The 18133-nt window shown below is 45.5% G+C and carries 14 protein-coding genes; 6 read left to right on the top strand and 8 right to left on the bottom strand.

The genetic code is table 11. The features are described from left to right. Positions 1–13: 13 nt before the first annotated feature. From sufU to MKY99_RS08520, 6 genes are all read right to left on the bottom strand, one after another. Positions 14–451, bottom strand: coding sequence for a Fe-S cluster assembly sulfur transfer protein SufU (sufU, locus tag MKY99_RS08545; RefSeq protein ID WP_339269885.1), 438 nt, complete (start codon positions 449–451; stop codon positions 14–16). Further along, on the bottom strand, positions 438–1664 hold the full coding sequence (locus MKY99_RS08540; RefSeq protein WP_339269883.1) for a cysteine desulfurase: 1227 nt from the start codon (positions 1662–1664) through the stop codon (positions 438–440). The genes sufU and MKY99_RS08540 overlap by 14 nt, the downstream gene beginning before the upstream one ends. After that, positions 1661–2962, bottom strand: a complete 1302-nt coding sequence (gene sufD / locus MKY99_RS08535) for a Fe-S cluster assembly protein SufD (protein ID WP_042186353.1) — start codon at positions 2960–2962, stop codon at positions 1661–1663. Before sufD ends, MKY99_RS08540 begins: the two co-directional genes overlap by 4 nt. 27 nt (positions 2963–2989) lie before the next feature. After that, positions 2990–3772 (bottom strand): Fe-S cluster assembly ATPase SufC, encoded by a 783-nt coding sequence (gene sufC, locus MKY99_RS08530; RefSeq protein ID WP_042186351.1) that lies wholly within the window; start codon positions 3770–3772, stop codon positions 2990–2992. Positions 3773–4057: 285 nt separating this feature from the next. Then, positions 4058–4519: a DNA starvation/stationary phase protection protein gene (locus MKY99_RS08525; RefSeq protein ID WP_042125852.1), complete on the bottom strand. Its 462-nt coding sequence runs from the start codon at positions 4517–4519 to the stop codon at positions 4058–4060. A 243-nt stretch (positions 4520–4762) separates the two neighbouring features. Continuing rightward, entirely contained in the window at positions 4763–5065 is a 303-nt protein-coding gene (locus tag MKY99_RS08520; protein ID WP_042186349.1) for a DUF1805 domain-containing protein, read from the bottom strand. A gap of 215 nt (positions 5066–5280) precedes the next feature. Here MKY99_RS08520 and MKY99_RS08515 point away from each other — a divergent pair, with 215 nt between their 5' ends. Then, positions 5281–5808, top strand: coding sequence for a hypothetical protein (locus tag MKY99_RS08515; RefSeq protein WP_042186347.1), 528 nt, complete (start codon positions 5281–5283; stop codon positions 5806–5808). Positions 5809–5887: 79 nt separating this feature from the next. On the opposite strand, the gene MKY99_RS08510 is transcribed toward MKY99_RS08515, so the two are convergent. Next, entirely contained in the window at positions 5888–6274 is a 387-nt protein-coding gene (locus tag MKY99_RS08510) for a DUF423 domain-containing protein (RefSeq protein ID WP_076284185.1), read from the bottom strand. 169 nt (positions 6275–6443) lie between these two features. Between MKY99_RS08510 and MKY99_RS08505 the strand changes: the two genes are divergently transcribed. Beyond that, positions 6444–6905 (top strand): hypothetical protein, encoded by a 462-nt coding sequence (locus MKY99_RS08505; RefSeq protein WP_052404212.1) that lies wholly within the window; start codon positions 6444–6446, stop codon positions 6903–6905. 87 nt (positions 6906–6992) lie between these two features. Here the strand turns inward: MKY99_RS08505 and MKY99_RS08500 are convergent, their stop codons facing one another. After that, the gene (locus tag MKY99_RS08500) at positions 6993–7460 is read right to left on the bottom strand and encodes a hypothetical protein (protein WP_076284187.1); all 468 of its coding nucleotides are present in this window, start codon (positions 7458–7460) and stop codon (positions 6993–6995) included. 204 nt (positions 7461–7664) lie between these two features. Here MKY99_RS08500 and MKY99_RS08495 point away from each other — a divergent pair, with 204 nt between their 5' ends. The 4 genes from MKY99_RS08495 to yhbH all read left to right on the top strand — a co-directional run bounded on the left by MKY99_RS08495 (position 7665) and on the right by yhbH (position 18100). Further along, complete coding sequence (locus MKY99_RS08495) at positions 7665–8309, top strand: methyltransferase domain-containing protein (RefSeq protein WP_339269879.1); 645 nt, start codon at positions 7665–7667, stop codon at positions 8307–8309. Positions 8310–8430: 121 nt separating this feature from the next. Beyond that, the gene (locus MKY99_RS08490) at positions 8431–15168 is read left to right on the top strand and encodes a hypothetical protein (RefSeq protein WP_339269877.1); all 6738 of its coding nucleotides are present in this window, start codon (positions 8431–8433) and stop codon (positions 15166–15168) included. Then, positions 15165–16850, top strand: coding sequence for a DUF11 domain-containing protein (locus tag MKY99_RS08485; RefSeq protein ID WP_339269875.1), 1686 nt, complete (start codon positions 15165–15167; stop codon positions 16848–16850). Before MKY99_RS08490 ends, MKY99_RS08485 begins: the two co-directional genes overlap by 4 nt. Before the next feature lie 86 nt (positions 16851–16936). Further along, complete coding sequence (gene yhbH, locus MKY99_RS08480; RefSeq protein ID WP_042193520.1) at positions 16937–18100, top strand: sporulation protein YhbH; 1164 nt, start codon at positions 16937–16939, stop codon at positions 18098–18100. The last annotated feature ends 33 nt before the right edge of the window (positions 18101–18133 follow it).

Here is an 18133-nt window from a genome sequence, read left to right as displayed (position 1 = left end):
CAGCCTCCTTGTTCTACTGTTTTTTATGTTGCTCTTCTTCGTCAATTCCTTTACGAAGCGCGTTCCAAGCCAGTGTTGCACATTTGATCCGTGCAGGGAATTTATTCACACCCGATAGGGCTTCAATGTCTTCATAATCTCCAAAATCCACGTCTTCACCCTTCATCAGTAAGGAGAAGTTATCGGCTAGTTCGAGTGCTCGTTCAACCGTTTGTCCTTTGATCGCCTCAGTCATCATCGAAGCCGATGACATACTGATCGAGCAACCTTCACCGTTATAACGGGCATCCTTGACGATTCCATCCTCTACCTTAAGCTGAAGTGTAATACGGTCACCACAAGTTGGGTTATTCAGTTCAATTTTCAGAGCATCATCTTCAAATGAACCACGATTCCTAGGACTTTTATAATGATCCATAATTACGCGTCTGTACAAGTCATCCAAGTTCATAGCCGAAGTACTCCTTTGTCTTGATTAAACCGTCCACCAGTCGATCTACATCCTGCTCGGTGTTATACAGGTAAAAGCTCGCACGTGCTGTTGAGCTGGCTTCCAGCCAGCGCATCAGCGGCTGACAGCAGTGATGACCAGCACGGATAGCAATTCCCTCCGCATCTAGTACTGTAGCGACATCATGCGGGTGAACGTCACCCAGATTAAAAGTCACAACGCCAACTTCACGATTGCGCGGACCATAAATGGTCAAGCCATCAATTTCAGATAAACGCTGTTCTGCGTATGCGGCAAGCTGCTTCTCATGGCTGTGAATCTCATCCATGCCGATTTCTTGTAAGAAATCTACGGCTGCACCTAATCCAACAGCTCCTGCAATGATCGGCGTACCGCCCTCAAACTTCCAAGGAAGTTCTTTCCATGTCGATTCATAGAGACCCACATCATCGATCATTTCGCCACCGAACTCAATAGGTTCCATGGATTCAAGGAGTGCTCTTTTGCCGTACAAAGCCCCAATTCCAGTCGGTGCTAGCATTTTATGTCCGGAAAGTGCATAGAAATCACAATCCAGATCCTGCATATCGACCTTCACATGAGGTGTGCTCTGTGCGCCGTCTACGACAATTACCGCACCGTTTCGATGAGCAATCGCCGCAAGCTCTTTAATCGGATGAGTTACTCCCATAACATTAGACACATAAGCGATAGCAACGATCTTGGTTTTATCCGTAATCATCTTCTCAGCATCTTCAAGCGTAATCGTTCCGTCAGGTTGCAACGGTATATATTTTAAAGTAGCACCTGTCTTCTTAGCTAGCTGCTGCCAGGGGATCAAATTACTATGATGCTCCATCAGGGTGATGACAATTTCATCGCCTTCACCCACTGCAGATGGCCCGTAAGAAGAGGCAACAAGATTTAGGGCAGTGGTTGTGCCGCGCGTAAAGATGATTTCTTTAGTGCTGCGGGCGTTAATAAACTTAGCTAGCTTCTCCCGGGCTCCCTCGTAGGCATCTGTTGCACGGCTGCCTAGAGTATGGACGCCACGGTGTACGTTGGCGTTATCCCACTCATAATACGACTTGACCGCCTCAATCACTTGACGAGGCTTCTGTGAAGTAGCAGCACTGTCAAGATAGACCAGTGGATGGCCGTTCACATTCTGGTTCAGTATGGGAAATTGCTCCCGGATGGCGTTGCTAATCATTGACCTAACTTCCTTTCCACAAGAGATTGGAGCTGATTGCGCAGTCCCTCTAGTGGAATTTGCGACACAACAGGAGCCAAGAAGCCATAGATGATTAGAGTTTCTGCATCATGCCGTGTAATTCCGCGGGACATCAGGTAAAAGACTTGCTCGTGATTGACCTGTCCTACGGAAGCGGCATGGCCTGCTGTAACATCATCTTCATCGATCAGCAGGATCGGATTGGCGTCACCACGGGCTTTTGGACTCAGCATCAATACTTTCTCTGTTTGCTGACCGTCGGCTCTTGTAGCACCTTTCTCGATCTTGGTAATTCCGTTGATGATAGAAGTAGCATTATCACGCATAACCGCACGAGTGATCATGTCACTTGGGGTATTTTTGCCGAAATGCTGAGCTTGAGTAGTGTAATTCAGTTTCTGTGATCCCGTACCTACAGCAATTACTTTAGCATCCGAGCTAGAGCCATTACCTTTGAGCACAGATTTGGTATCACTTGCTGTATCACCATAGTTCATCTCTCCAACAATCCATTCGATCGTTCCGTCATTCTCAACAACAGCGCGGCGGTAAGTCACATCTGTTGTATCCACGCCCAGCTGATGCACTGTAGCATAACGTACTTTAGCACCTGCACCCACGAATACTTCTACAGCACCATTGTGCAAGCCAGCTTCCTCTTTATCCGACACGTAGTTGTCTACGTATGTCAGGGAGCTGTTAGTATCCGCTACAATCAGAATGTGAGGAACAAATGAAGCTTCCGCATCATCTGTTAACAGCACCGCCTGAAGTGGAGTTTCAACCACTACATTCTTAGGAACATAGAGGAATACTCCACCGTTCCATAGTGCTGCATGAAGCGCAGCGATAGAATGCTCGTCAGGCTGAATCGCCTTATGAAGGTAACGTTGTACCAAATCTCCATGCTCTTTAACAGCCGTTTGCAGATCGGTAAAAATAACACCTTGTGCTGCAAGTTCAGGAGCTAGTCGTGTATATACTGCACCAGAGTTACGTTGAATAATCAGACTGCCTTCTTCCTGATCCTTGATCAAGGAGGAAATGGAAGCAGGTGCATCCTTCAGTGAAGCAATGGTCTCGCTTGCTTTGTAGCTACCATAATTATTCACATTCCAACGATCAATCCGTGTCTTCTCTAATTTAGGCAGTGTCAGAGTAGCTGCCAGTTCAAGTGCTTTCAAGCGGCTTTCTTTCAGCCAACCCGGTTCGCCGCTACTATGCGATAATTCGCTCAAGCGCTCGGCATCCACCGGAAGAATGGTCTGTGTCGTCATAAGTGTTCTCCTCCTTCCTGGCGTTTCTTACGCGTCTTGCCCTACTGTTTCGTCTTCAATTCCAAGTTCTTCTTTAATCCATTCGTAGCCTTCTGCTTCCAGACGTTGTGCAAGCTCAGGACCACCGGATTTTACAATTCTGCCCTGCATCATAACATGTACAAAATCAGGCTTGATGTAGTTCAAGAGACGTTGATAGTGGGTAATAACCAGGAAACCGCGATCTTCACTCCGCATGGAGTTTACGCCTTCGGCAACAATTTTCAAAGCATCAATATCAAGACCAGAGTCAATTTCGTCCAGAATCACGATTTTTGGATCTAGCATCATCATTTGTAGAATTTCGTTACGCTTCTTCTCACCACCGGAGAAGCCTTCGTTCAGGTAACGGTGTAGGAACTCAGGATTCATGTCCAGTTCTTTCATCTTCGCTTCCATAAGACGGATAAAACGAATCAAAGAAATTTCGCTTCCCTCTTCACGACGGGCATTAATGGCAGAGCGCAAGAAATCGGAGTTTGTTACTCCGGAAATTTCACTTGGGTACTGCATAGCAAGGAAAAGACCTGCACGTGCGCGTTCATCAACCGCCATCTCCAGAAGATCTTCACCTTCAAGTGTTGCTGTTCCTTCAGTTACTTCATATTTAGGATGACCCATAAGAGCTGACGCCAAGGTACTTTTACCTGTACCGTTTGGTCCCATGATGGCGTGAATTTCGCCACCTTTCATTTGAAGGTTAATCCCCTTCAAAATCTCTTTTCCCTCAATCGTCGCTTTAAGTCCCTCAATGACAAAATCTGCTGCCATAATATTATTCCCTCCATTGATCGATTTGCGAAATCAAAAGTTGTATTGAAACAGGATGATCCTGATTCCCAGCACAATTAGATTTTATATCACATTATAATTATTATAAATTGAATCACAGTGATTATCAATGATTCTCAACAATTTTATAACAAACCCTGTCTTTTTACAAATATCTCTTTTTATTTATCCTTTAATGCACCGCATGTTTCGCTATTTTCCGTAACCACCTAACGCAAAAAATAAGACCTCCCGCAGGAAGCCTTATTTCATATACTTTATCGTTTAGCTAAGGTAGGAACGCAGCATCCATTGATGTTTCTCAAGATCACCACGAATTTTAATAAACATGTCAGAGGTAGGCTGGTCCTTAATTTCCTCAGCAAGCTCAATGCCTTCTGTCAACTCTTCAGAAATAGTAGCGAAGTCTTCAATCAGAGACTGGACCATACCACGAGTATCCTCTTTACCAGTAGCTTCTTGAATCGTTGCCAATTCCAGATATTCTTTCATCGTTGCAGCGGGACTTCCTTTGATGCTTAGCAGACGCTCTGCAACTTCATCCATTTGCAGCGTCACTTCATTATATAGATCCTCAAATTTCACGTGAAGAGAGAAGAATTGTTCTCCTTTTACGTACCAATGAAAATTATGGATTTTAACGTACAATACATTCAAGTTAGCAACCTGACGATTCAAAATTTGTTCCAGTGAAGTTGTATTTACTTTATTAGATGCTTTAGCCATGAGATGATCCCATCCTTATCCTTTATATTTACCGGGCTACTTAATCCTTCATCCGGCAGCAACTTGTCTATTCTTAATTTACCCCTTAGCATGTAAGACGAAACAAGGAGAACCCTTCCATAAAATCTCTGTTTAAATTATTTACACTAAAGACGCTCTCTATAATGTTCAAATTCTGATTCTTGCAAAAAAACACAAGAGGCCAATGGCCTCTTGTGTTTTGGATTTTGTAAGATTGTTCAGTCAGACCATGAGAAGTAATGCATCCGCACCCGTCATGCCGGGTACGATACCTAGACGCTCCGCTTCTATGGTTACAGACTCCAATGGGGCAGCTAACAGCTGTGACAGCGTACGTACACCAACCGCCCGGGCTGCGATAATATGCCGATCACTGAGCTTCTCATTGAGCAAACCAACATCCAGCGCACCACACATAATATACCCTCGGCTTGTGCTGATTGAGAGCAGCGTTGTTTTCGGAAGCTTAACTTCTACCCCGATCAGCGTATGTTCACCTACGGTAATGGGCTCCATAGTAACCAATAGCAGCACCTCCTTTATTCACCAACCACGATGTATATGTATGCTTCACCCCCTGCTGATGTGCAGTTGGTAGTCCTAGGCTTTTCGTAAAAAACACAGTACCTTGGTCCCATTTTCTCTAGTGTCAGGTATATGATTATTACTTGTTTAATGTTATAGTTTATTTACATTCTTATAATTGTAAAGAAATGTTCAAACGAAAAGCTGGGGGATCTATGGACGAGAAACTACAACACACAGACGGCAACTATTTATTTAATGTCGACATCCTGATTAATGCCCGTACCAACCCGCTTGCATTGCAATATCTGCTTGAAATGTTGAACAATAATGACAAAATCACAGATTTCAACATTAACTCCGGTCTTGAATTGGGGAGAACCATTGACAGCTTGCTTCGTTCTGCCAAACTAGCCTTGAATCAAAGCTCTGCTCCTCCAACTTCATTTAAGCTGCCACCAAAGACCACTAAAAAGCAGCTCGATAAACCGATTGATAAACAGGCAATATTGCCTGCACAACAGTCAGCTATTGAGACGCCAGCTGATGCATACGGGAAAATTCGACAGTATATTCAGAACAACCAATTAGTACGTTTACGAGCGAATCGGTACGGAAAACAAGTGTCCATGCCCTGTCGTATTTTAAATTTTGATGAAGCAGCCAACTCTATTAGTGTCTATCACGTGGATGAGAAACAGGTATACAGCTTTAATTTAAATGAGATCGACGAATTTCTGTAAACGTATACGTTACAGATAAATAAGCATCCGCCCCTTTATGGAACGGATGCTTATTTATCAACTTCTGTAACTTGATTGCTTAGGATGCCTCTTTGCTGCGTGAGAATGCTTCCACAGCCAGACATAACCAGCCTGCTATGAAGCATACACCACCAATAGGTGTTATCGCTCCGAGCACCTTAATCCCGGAAATGCTCAGTACATATAAGCTACCAGAGAACAAAATCGTCCCTGCTATTAATAGCCTTCCTGCCCAGCGTAACCGGGTACTTTCTCCCCATTGACCTACAGCCAGTGCTATCAGAATTACACCCAGCGCATGTACCAAATGATACTGTACACCCGTCTCATATACCTTCATATATTCTTCGCTAATAACAGGTTTTAATAAATGAGCGCCAAAAGCGCCTACTCCTACTGCCAGCATTGCTAGCACAGCCCCCCAGGCCATAAGTTTCCGTTGCATTCGATTACAACTCCTTAATATTAGACTTCTTCTATCATAAACGATTACCGATTGCTTTTTCCAGCAGCCATTTACGAATTAGCCACAATCAGGGGTTGCTTTTTTAGCATCAATATGAAAAAGTGGATATTAACAACATTTCATTCTTATCTCTCAAGGAGTGCAACCTATGGACCTTAATTCTCTCTCAAAATCTGACGCGCCTACAGCAGAGGTAGGAAATACCCAACCTGATCTGAGTCAGCCAAGTGCTGGTTCGTCGTATTCGTACCAGAAAGTAGATCATGACCTGCAACACTCTGGACCTGGTATTGCTTCTTTCATCATCAGCCTCGTGACCATAATGGGTTATGCAGCTCTCTTCGTTTTCATTATTATGAAGGCTTCTTCCATGGTTAACGAGAACTCGAATCTATTAGCCGAATCATCGCAGTCCATCATGCTTCTTGGAATGACTGTTATTATTCTTTCAGCTCTTAATGTAATTGGTGTTGTCATCGGCATTATTGGACTTTCCATCCGGAAGAGACGTAAGGTTTTCGGCGTTATAGGCACTATCATCAACGGTGTGATTATCTTACTCTTTATGCTGCTTATTACTATTTTCTTAGTCAATGCCGGGACGTTATAACGTTCATTTCTAATTCCAAGACAAAAGGGCTGTTCCTGAAATCAATCAGGAGCAGCCCTTTTGTTATTTATAAATGATAGCGTTTCTTTATTTTGCAAGTGACAGCTTCGAAAGTACACGCTGTTTAACTGTAGCATCGCCTTCCACTGCTTTTTCAACATATTCAAAAGCTACAGGATCATCCGTATTTAACTTCTCAATAACGCTCTCCATACCTGCTGTGATCTCAAAAGCCGTAGGACCTTCTTTGGTCTCAATCTCAACAGAATGACTATCTATTTGGCCGACGTAAACGCCTGTTCCTTTAAGAATTTTAGCTTCTGGATTTGCAGTAGGTTTGGGTGCGGGAGTACTTGGATTCTCTGTTGGTGCAGTGGTACTTGTACCTTCTGTAGGTACGGGTGTGCTTGTGGTCTCCTCTGTTGGCACTGGAGAAGCTGTTGCACTTGGTTCTGCAGATGGCTGTGCTGAATTATTAGTAGCACCGCAAGCGGTTAGGGCTAGCGTTAATGCTGCGATTGCAGCTATAGCGGGTAAGGAACGTTGTTTTTTCATGTTGACTGCCTCCTCTATGTTTAGCGGTTGTTTGCAAAGTCATTTTCTATAAGCCTACTCCTATAAACGTATCAACTCTGCTAAGGTTTCATAATACGTTATTTTTAGTAACTTCCAATCTTTAATAGGCATCCGCCGGATGCAGGCTTAAGCGAGATTAATACAATAGTGTTGAGCCTGATTTATCCCTAAGGAGTGGTCCCCTTGAGAATCGATATCGGCTGCGGATCCAATAAAGAAGCAGGTTATCTCGGGATCGATCGCATCGCGGGTCCCAACGTAGATATTGTCTGTGACATTAGCCAAGGCATCCCTTTGCCGGACAATACCGCCGAGTTTGTAATGGCTAGTCGTGTATTACCTTATATCGACGATTTATCCGCGGTTATGTCGGAAATTCACAGAATTAGCACCCACAAAGCCATTGTTTGTATACTGGCCCCGTATGCCCACAGTTTTGTTCATATGTCCAATCCTTCCTTTAAGCAGAAGTTTGATGAATATACTCCGAGGTATTTCACAGGATCCTTTTTCCAGCCCCCATCCGGTCCAGTATGCCCATCGATTCCTGACTATCCCATCCCGGTGCCGCCGTTCGATTATCGATTGCTGCGGATGGAGCTTTTCTATCAATACCCTTATGAAGATCCTCTTTATGAAACAGAAGAACTAGAAATACTAAAGACGCTTCAAGCCAATGTTGTGCATGAAATCATGTACCATTTCACCGTAATCAAAGAAAATATTTCTATTCATGAGCTGGAATTGATGAGTAGAGGGCTTTACGCTGAACCGCGTGTTCTTATGAAACGCAGGCTAAAATCACACGATAGACAAAATTTCCTATAATTTATTGATGGGACATACAATTATACCCGAATTACATCATAGGCTAACATACAGGTATTAACTGTGCCGTCCTGACTATGGGACGGTTCACTTTTTTAAAAGAAAATTAACCTCGAAGGAGGTGAGAATCATTCCACTAGTCGTACGGGCAACGATCAATGCGACCGGTGCTATCACATTTACGGGCAACACACTTGGACTTAGTCGCTCTGATACAGTCGGAGTACCTGGGACACAGGACAGCATCGGTGGCTTTACCACTGTCAATACATCGTCTATTTTTGGAACCTACCCTAACGGAACGACTAGTCTTTATACAAGCAATAGTTCAGCAGCCATACTGGTCCTTCCTTCAGGTAGCACAGTGCTGTATGCAGAGCTGATATGGGGTGGCACCTATATAAATGGAACCGTAAACCTCAGTTCGGCGATAAACAACCCAGTCACCTTCATTACCCCTGCCGGGACTTCATTTAGCGTTACACCTGATTCTGCAACGAGTAACGTAGTCGATTTGGGAGGTGGTGCTTCTGCATATGTCCGTTCCGCCAATGTAACCAGCATTATACAACAAGGTGGTGCCGGTACCTATACTACAGGCGGCGTTGTAGGCACAATTGTAATTCCAGGAGACTCGACAGCCAACCATGCCGGCTGGACTTTAGGTGTTATCTACCAGAATACAGCCCTCCCATTCCGCAATATGTCCCTTCGGGCAGGTGCAATACTAGTACAGGCAACATCAGCCCCGGTTTCAACTACGATAACTGGGTTCGCAACACCAATAACAGGTGCGCTTGGAGGCAGAGCATTATTCAGCGCACAGGAGGGAGATGCAAACCGTTCAGGCGACCAGGCCTTGTTTGGTCCAACTGCTGCTACACTCGTAGCGTTATCTGGCCCCAATAACTTTGCTAACAACTTTTTCGCATCACAAATCAACAATGATACAGGTAATCTCAATACAACTGGAACATTTGGAACACGCAATCAGACGAACGGGAATCCAGGAACCAACATCATCGGTGGCCGACAAGGCTGGGACATTACTAATGTTGACGTGTCAGCCAGACTTGCAAATAATCAGTCTTCAGCGATTTTACAATTAACTACCTCTGGTGACGCTTATGTGCTTAATGGAAATGCCATACAAGTAGATATAAATGCACCCAAAATAAACCTTACTAAAAGTGCCAATGTGTCCGGCCCTATAGTCGGGGATACGGTAACTTATACTGTAACTGTCAGTAACACTGGTACAGCGAGTGCAGCTAGCGTCGTTTTATCAGATGCTCTGCCAGCAGGCTCAACCTTTGTCACTGGAAGTGTAGTAGTAGCCGGTGTTGTAAGACCCACCTTTGATATTACAGCAGGCATCTCCTTGGGGTCATTAGCTTTGAACTCTTCAATAACGGTTACATATCAAGCTAAAGTCACTTCATTACCACCAAGTCCACAAAATATAGCCAATACCGCCAATGCTGCTTTTACGTTTCAAAGTGTAGCAGGAGGCCCTATCATGACCGGGGTTATTCCATCCAATACGGTAACTTTACCCGTATATTCCCCTATTCTTAACATTGTAAAAACTGCCAATACTGCAAATGCGACGGTCGGAGATCAGATCACCTATTCCCTTCAAATTACGAACACTGGAAATATTGGTGCTATAACAACCCTTACCGACAATATTCCTTCAGGTAGCTCATATATTGCGGGTAGCTTTACCGTCAATGGAACACCTGTCGCTGGAAATCCTGCTACAGGTATTGCTATTGGAACGATAGCTGCTGGAGGCAGCTCTACCGTTCAATTCCGCGTAGTGGTGAACAGTCTCCCTTCACCGCCACAACTGGTCGACCAAGCGAGCACCACTTACACCTTTCAAGTTCCAGATGGGCGAACCGTAGCTGGATCAGCCTCATCCAATTCATTGTCTATTCCAGTTACAACTCCCAACGTAACGGTGCTCAAAAGCGCTGGATTTGCTGACGTCGCTGTAGGAGATACACTGCTCTACACCTCCGTTATCAGCAATAATGGAATTGCAGCAGTTACCAACGTATCGCTTTCAGACATTATCCCTGCTGGGACTTCACTAGTCTCAGGTAGTGTTACGGTAGGTGGAACGCCGCAGCCATCTGCTAATCCCGGTACAGGAATTTCTATTGGAACCATAACGCCTGGAAGTTCCGTTGCGGTCACCTTTCAGGTCAACGTGATCTCATTGCCAACTCCCGCTCAACTATTAAACAGATCCTCTACATCCTTCAGCTCAGGATCGTTTACTGGCATTTCACTTTCCAACACGACTACAACTCCTGTATATCAACCTGTAATCCAGATTGTCAAAAGTTCGAACGTTTCCAGTGCCACTGTAGGGGGCAATATTCTCTACACGTTGAATGTTCAGAATTCTGGAAATATCGGGGCATCTGTAGTCCTCAGTGACAATATTCCTTCAGGGAGTTCCTTTGTCTCGGGGAGTGTCACAGTTAATGGAGTTGTTAAACCAACAGACTCTCCACTTACAGGAATTAACTTAGGAACTGTAGCTTCAGGGGCTAGTGTTCCTGTAACCTTTCTTGTCTCTGTGCAATCTTTGCCTTCACCACCTGTTCTGAACAATCAAGGCAGCAGCAGCTACACCTACCAACTACCAAGCGGTAGATCCTTATCCGGAACCAGCCAATCAAACACCGTCAGCATCCCAGTCTCCGCTCCAAATATTACGCTAACCAAATCCGCAAGCCTTGCTGATGTCACAGTCGGTGAGAATCTGACTTACACAGTCCAAGTGTCCAACTCAAGCAGCGTAGCTGTGAATAACGTTGTCGTCTCTGACCCCATTCCTTCGGGAGGCACTTTTGTAGCAGGCAGCGTTATTGTTGGCGGTTCATCGGTACCAGCCGCAAATCCAGGTACAGGAATATCTATCGGTAGTATTGCGGCTGGCAGCTCTATTACAGTCTCTTTTAGAGTGAATGTTTCTTCTTTACCAAATCCATCACAATTTACAAACAGAGCTAGTGCGTCTTTCTCATCCGGTGCCTTCACTGGTTCTTCACTTTCGAACACGGTAGTAACCCCTGTGTATCAACCTATTATTAGTATGGTCAAAAGCGCGAATACCGCTCAGGCATCCGTAGGAGGATCTTTGTCTTTCTCGATTCTTATCAGCAATACCGGGAATATTGCAACCACTCTACTATTAACTGATAATCTTCCACCCCAAGCTTTATTTAACGCGAACAGTGTAATCATCGGGGGAACACCTTTACCCGGATATAATCCAGTAACCGGAATCCCTGTAGGCCCATTGGCACCAGGTGACAGCGTATCTGTGAGCTTTCTGGTTACGATAACAGCGTTACCTCCTTCACAGATGTTACTGAACTCCGCTTCGGCAACATATAGCTTCACCCTCCCGGACGGGCGTCAACTCGGAGGAAACGTAGTATCAAATACGCTCTCTGTCCCTGTATCCGCACCTAACGTCAGTGTCGTAAAAAGTGTGAATGCAGCTACTGCCGTTACGGGAGATATCCTTACATTCACCTCAGTATTGACGAACAACAGCATAGCTACTGTAAGCAACATCATTCTCAGCGATCCTCTGCCTGAGAATGTAGCTTTTATTCCCGGAACCGTAATTGTAGGCGGCATTACTCAGCCGCTAGCAGTTCCGTCCGCCGGCATTCCAATCGGTAGTCTGGGTCCAGGCGCCACAGCTACCGTAACATTCGAGGTGAGGATAACGATGCCGATACCATCACAAATTAATAATCAGTCGTCCGTCAGTTTTACATCCGGTGTATTCTCCGGTTCTTCTTCATCCAACATTACTAGCACACCAGTCATTCAGCCACAGATCTCCTTATTAAAAAGTGCCGTCGATGGAGATGGTGATGCCGATGCTCTCGTTGTAGGTGATACCATCATCTACACAGTGGTTGTAAGTAATGCAGGTAATCTTGCTGCAAATGTAACCTTAACCGACAACGTTCCTACTGGAACTGTCTTCAATCCTAACAGTGTTATTGTAGGAGGCATGCCCCAACCAGGTGCAGCACCCAATACCGGCATAGCTGTAGGAAGTGTAGCTCCGGGAACCAGTGTCCCTGTTAGCTTCTCTGTTAATATCGTTTCCTTACCATCACCACAACAAATCAGCAATCAAGCTTCTGCAAGCTTCACCTATACTCCGCCTGACGGTAGACCCTTAAGCGGAACTGCTGTATCTAATACCGTCACACTACAGGTCTCAGCTCCTAATATCGTGGTAGTCAAAAGCTCCACCTCAACTTCCGTAGCGATCGGAGATACGGTCACTTATAACGTAAATATTTCAAATAACGGTATAGAAGCTGTCAATAGCATAATCCTTAATGATCCAACACCAGCAGGTGCTGCTTTTGTAACGGGTAGCGTATCCGTGAACGGAGTACCTTTCCCAAACCTGAATCCTTCTTCGGGGATATCAATTGGTACCCTGGCGCCTGGAGCTTCAGCTCTGGTTGCTTACAGTGTTACCGTGACCTCTGTTCCTCCTACTGCTACACTTATCAATAAGGCATCCGTAACCTTTACATCAGGTGTTTTTTCCGGTTCGACCTTCTCCAATACCGTTACCATCCCTGTGTACCAGCCGAACATCTCGGTCGTCAAAACAGCAAGTACGAATAACGCTACAACAGGTGACGCTGTCAGCTATACCCTGACCGTGAGTAACACAGGAAACTACCCGGCAAGCTTAATCATTACGGACAATATTCCTGCGGGTACTACCTTCGTTCCGAATAGTGTGCTCATTAATGGACTCCCCTTAGCGCAAGCAGATCCATCTACGGGGATTCCAGCTGGAGTTATTGCACCCGGTGCTACTACTGCAGTAATATTCACTGTTAATATCACCTCACTGCCCAATCCTCAGCAGTTGGTCAATCAGGGTACCGTAGCGTATAGCTTCACTTTGCCTGACGGCCGCACACTTGGTGGTTCCGTCCTATCCAATACAATTTCTATCCCTGTCTCTTCACCAAATCTGGCTGTAGTAAAATCTACGCCTACCACATCAACTACAGTTGGAGACACGATCACCTATTCAGTTACAATTACCAATAACGGAATCGAAACGGTAAATAACGCTGTGTTCACAGACGCACTTCCTGCGGGTACTACATTCGTATCTGGCAGTGTTTTAGTAGATGGCGTACCTCGTCCAGGGGGTAGCCCTTCCACCGGGGTAACCTTGGGCAGTATTGCACCAGGTGTAACTGTAACTGTGGCATTCACAGTGAATACAGTCTCATTGCCACCTTCAGGCCTCCTAAATAACCAGTCAACAGTGAGCTTCACCTCTGGAGTTCTCTCGAATGTTGCCTTCTCTAATATTGTATCAACGCCTATTTACTTACCGATTCTAGCCGCAGCAAAAAGCTCGAATTCAATTCAAGCGACCGTCGGAGATACGATTACCTACACGATTAATGTAACCAATTCAGGGAATTACGGGGCTTTGGCTACTCTGAGTGATACTATCCCATCTGGAACAACATTTGTGCCAAACAGTGTGCTTATTCAAGGTGCCCCAGCTCCGGGAGCAGATCCAGCGGCTGGCATTCCACTCGGTGTCATATCCGCAGGTGCAACACTATCTGTTATGTTCTCAGTACTCATTTCAACATTGCCAGCAAGCCAGCAACTGATTAACCAAGCATCGGTAGCATTTGCTTACACCTTGCCTGATGGGCGGACGTTTAACAGTTCGATCAATTCCAATTCGACAACGATTTCGGTATCCTCACCGAATGTGATCGTAACTAAGTCATCACCAGCAACAGATGCCGTTGTTGGCGATACAATTACTTACAACCTTACAGTTACCAATAGCGGAATCGCCAATATCAGCAATGTAAACATCAGTGATCCAATACCAGCAGGTTCTTCTTTTGTTGCTGGCAGTGTGATCGTTGATGGCACTCCGCATCCTAATGCCAATCCAGCGAATGGCATCTCGCTCGGCACAATTGCACCGGGCGTTTCGGTCAATATCTCGTTCAACACTATCGTCAATGTACTGCCTAATCCTGCCACGCTCACCGATCAAGCTTCCGTCAGCTTCACATCTGGAGCATTCTCGGGATCCTCATTCTCTAATACACTTGTTATTCCTGTGTATCAGCCTATCATCGTTGTAGTCAAAGGGGCAGACAGAACCGCCGCAACTGTCGGAGATACGATTACTTACTCCTTGAATGTGACTAATACTGGTAACCTCATAGCAAATGTAGTCATAACTGACACGATTCCTAGCGGAGCTATCTTCGTTCCAAACAGCGTGCTCATTAATGGGGTGCCACAACCAGGCTCCGACCCGGCTACTGGATTAAATATTGGAGCAGTTGCTCCGGGAAGCACGGTAACAGTGACCATAACCCTGCAGGTTACAGTAGCCTCCCTCCCGTCACCGCAGCAGTTAGTCAATCAGGCTTCAGCAACTTTCTCATTCACACCTCCAGATGGTCGTCTGCTCACCGGAACTTCACTTTCAAATGTCCTAATCATCCCTGTCTCTTCTCCGGATGTAAGTGTCGTTAAGAGCACTACTTCTATTGATGCCGTTGTCGGCGATATCATCACCTATACGATTGTTGTTACCAACTTAGGGATTTCACCAGTCAATAACGTCATCATGGTTGACCCTATCCCAGCAGGCAGCCAGTTTGTAACAGGCAGCATCACTGTAGACGGAACCCCACGACCTAATGGCAGCCCGGCTTCCGGTATTGCCATCGGAACGATTGCTGCTGGCGCTTCCTCAACCATCACCTTCCAGGTTCAGGTAGTAGCGTTATGATTCCCGGCTCACGTACCCAACCTGTCGTAACCAATCAATCTATGGTACTCTTCAACTCGGCAGCGGGTGTTGACGGCATTGTCTATTCCAATACCGTTAACACCCCGGTCGTGGGCCCCGTGCTTTCATTGCTGAAGAGTACAGACAAACTCCATGCCTCTTTAGGTGACACTCTGGTGTATACCATTAAAGCTTCTAATAATGGAAACACAGATGCTTCGCTAACCGTGTATGACATTCTTCCAGAGGGTGTATCCTTTATTTCCAACAGCGTGCTTAGAGACGGTGTGCCTCTCCCAGGGGCTACACCGTCTTCGGGCATACCGCTAGGTTCTATTGCTCCGCAGAGTCAAGTGAGCATCGCCTTTCAAGTGGTTATCATTTCACTTCCCTCTTCACTAGTGCTGCAAAATAAAGCACTGGGCCGTTTTTCTTTTGCCACACCCGAGGGAAGAATCGTTAATGGAGATTTATATTCTAATTCCGTACTAGTTTCTTTACGCTCCTACCAGCTCTCTACCTTGTTGTCTGCAAGCACTCCGACCTCTTTTATAGGTGATGTAATTACCTATACATTACGGCTTACGAACGAAGGTAACAGCCTATTAAACCAAATCATCGCAACGATTTCTATTCCTAACGGATCTGTGTTCATTCCAGGGAGTGTCATTGCAGGTGGCGTCTATTATCCAGAATCAGAGCCTACGCAAGGAATATTAATTGGTCAACTTGATAAAGACCTAAGCATTGATATTACTTTTCGCGTTCGAGTTACTGAGGTCCCCTCATCCTTAGACCTGACTAACCATGCAGCTGTCACTTATACCGTCGACGACGATCCCAATACCACCGAGAGTAACACCCTCGTTGTCTCACTTGTTTTGGCAGGCGTCACCATCAGCAAGAGAGTAGATCATGTTACAGCAGCTCCAGGTGACAACCTAAGATATGAACTAACGGTAACCAACAGCGGGAACTTGGCCGTAAATGCGGTTCTGACCGATGCTATCCCTTCGGGCACTCTTTTCGTATGGGATAGTGTTCTCTTAAACGGAGTGATGCAAAAAGGCGCCCGTCCTGCTGATGGCATTCAGCTAGGCACATTAAGAGGCGGAACTTCAGCGGTCGTGGTCTTTCAAGTGAGCATTCCTGCAGCTATAAACATTCATGCCCACGCAGCTGTCCAAAATCATGGCAGTGTTCAGTATACTTTTGTGCTCCCGGACGGACGGACAGTAAGACAAACCTCTCGTTCCAATATCGTTACTACCTTAATAGTCCTGCCTATCATTTCTCTCGAAACTCATGCAAAGCCTACCCTTGTAGAAGAAGGAGAACATGTCCAATGCTGGATCTCCCTAACGAATAGTGGGAATTGGCCAGCAGAAGTATCCCTTGATCGGCTCACACCGGAGGAATGTCTTATTGATCCTAGCAGCATTGTGATTGATGGGATTCCAAATCCACAATCTTCATTTAACGGTATTTTGTCGCTAGGGACAGTCAAAGCTGCTACCACTGTAAACATCCATTATTTTGTGAGGGTTAGTGAACATGTACTGGGTCGTTTCCTTAAAGGCTTAGTAACCGCTCCATACTTCTTCAATCTGGATGGACGTGAATACACTGGCGAGAGCCAGTCGAACAGTTATATATTGACCGTGGAAGAGATCAGTGAATAAGAAATCACATATCCCCCATCCCCATGAATATACTTTAGTTACAACCCCAAAACATAAATATTTATATCCCATGGGAGGTGGTCATCCTGTCGCAATCATCTGGTCCCTTTTCCTTTGTAGTCTCAAAAGAAGACTGGTCCCTTCATCGCAAAGGCCATCAGGATCAGGAACGTCATCAGCAAAAGGTCAGAGAAGCTATCAAGGATAATTTGCCGGATCTCGTGACCGAAGAAAATATTATTTTGTCAGGCGGTAAGCAGATTGTAAAGGTTCCGATTCGCAGTCTGGATGAATATCGAATTATCTATAACTTTCGTAAGCAAAAGCATGTAGGACAGGGCGACGGGGAAAGTCAGGTCGGTGATGTACTTGGGCGGGATTCACAGTCGGCACAGCCCGGCAAAGGGGAAAAAGCAGGCGATCAACCCGGTCAGGACACCGTGGAAGCAGAGGTCAATCTGGAGGATCTGGAGGACATCTTGTTTCAGGATATGGAGTTGCCACATCTGAAGCCCAAGAATAAGGAAGAGATCGAGGTTAAATCCATCATCTTCAACGATATTCGTAAAAAAGGCATGATGTCCAACATCGATAAGAAACGTACCCTGCTGGAGAATCTTCGGCGTAATGCAAGCAGAGGGAATCCCGGCATTCACAGTATAAGTCCTGATGATCTGCGCTACAAAACATGGGATGACATTCGAACGCCTCACTCCAATGCGGTCATTATTGCGATGATGGATACGTCAGGTTCGATGGGATCTTTTGAAAAATACTGCGCCCGCAGCTTCTTCTTCTGGATGACACGCTTTCTACGCCGCCAGTATGAAAAGGTAGAGATTGTCTTTCTCGCCCACCACACGGAGGCTAAAGAGGTCAGCGAGCATGATTTCTTCACCCGCGGCGAGAGTGGAGGAACCATCTGTTCCTCAGCTTATCAAAAAGCGATTGAGATTATCGACAGCCGATACCCGCCAGCGCAGTACAACATTTATCCGTTTCACTTCTCTGATGGCGATAACCTCACCTCCGACAACGAACGCTGTGTAAAGCTAATTGGAGAACTGCTAAAACGAAGCAATATGTTTGGTTACGGGGAAGTGAATCAGTACAACCGCAGCAGCACACTAATGTCCGCTTATCGTCATCTGAAGCACGAGCAATTCATGCATTATGTCATTAAAGACAAAAAAGAAGTGTACCAGGCGCTAAAGACCTTCTTCAGTCAAAAGGGCACTGTTAATTCATAATTTCTACGTTTAATTATAGCCCACAGCTAGACT

The sequence above is a fragment of the Paenibacillus sp. FSL R5-0470 genome (genome assembly GCF_037975205.1).
Classification (GTDB): domain Bacteria; phylum Bacillota; class Bacilli; order Paenibacillales; family Paenibacillaceae; genus Paenibacillus_AQ.
The sequence above is the reverse complement of the archived record's forward strand: the minus strand, read 5'-3'. Positions and strand labels throughout refer to the sequence as shown.

What these genes read in the sequence shown, in the direction of transcription:
- sufU (WP_339269885.1), bottom strand. Translation starts at nt 451, where the DNA reads ATGAACTTGGATGACTTGTACAGACGCGTAATTATGGATCATTATAAA.
- MKY99_RS08515 (WP_042186347.1), top strand. Translation starts at nt 5,281, where the DNA reads ATGGACGAGAAACTACAACACACAGACGGCAACTATTTATTTAATGTC.
- sufC (WP_042186351.1), bottom strand. Translation starts at nt 3,772, where the DNA reads ATGGCAGCAGATTTTGTCATTGAGGGACTTAAAGCGACGATTGAGGGA.
- MKY99_RS08525 (WP_042125852.1), bottom strand. Translation starts at nt 4,519, where the DNA reads ATGGCTAAAGCATCTAATAAAGTAAATACAACTTCACTGGAACAAATT.
- MKY99_RS08540 (WP_339269883.1), bottom strand. Translation starts at nt 1,664, where the DNA reads ATGATTAGCAACGCCATCCGGGAGCAATTTCCCATACTGAACCAGAAT.
- MKY99_RS08510 (WP_076284185.1), bottom strand. Translation starts at nt 6,274, where the DNA reads ATGCAACGGAAACTTATGGCCTGGGGGGCTGTGCTAGCAATGCTGGCA.
- MKY99_RS08500 (WP_076284187.1), bottom strand. Translation starts at nt 7,460, where the DNA reads ATGAAAAAACAACGTTCCTTACCCGCTATAGCTGCAATCGCAGCATTA.
- MKY99_RS08485 (WP_339269875.1), top strand. Translation starts at nt 15,165, where the DNA reads ATGATTCCCGGCTCACGTACCCAACCTGTCGTAACCAATCAATCTATG.
- MKY99_RS08505 (WP_052404212.1), top strand. Translation starts at nt 6,444, where the DNA reads ATGGACCTTAATTCTCTCTCAAAATCTGACGCGCCTACAGCAGAGGTA.
- sufD (WP_042186353.1), bottom strand. Translation starts at nt 2,962, where the DNA reads ATGACGACACAGACCATTCTTCCGGTGGATGCCGAGCGCTTGAGCGAA.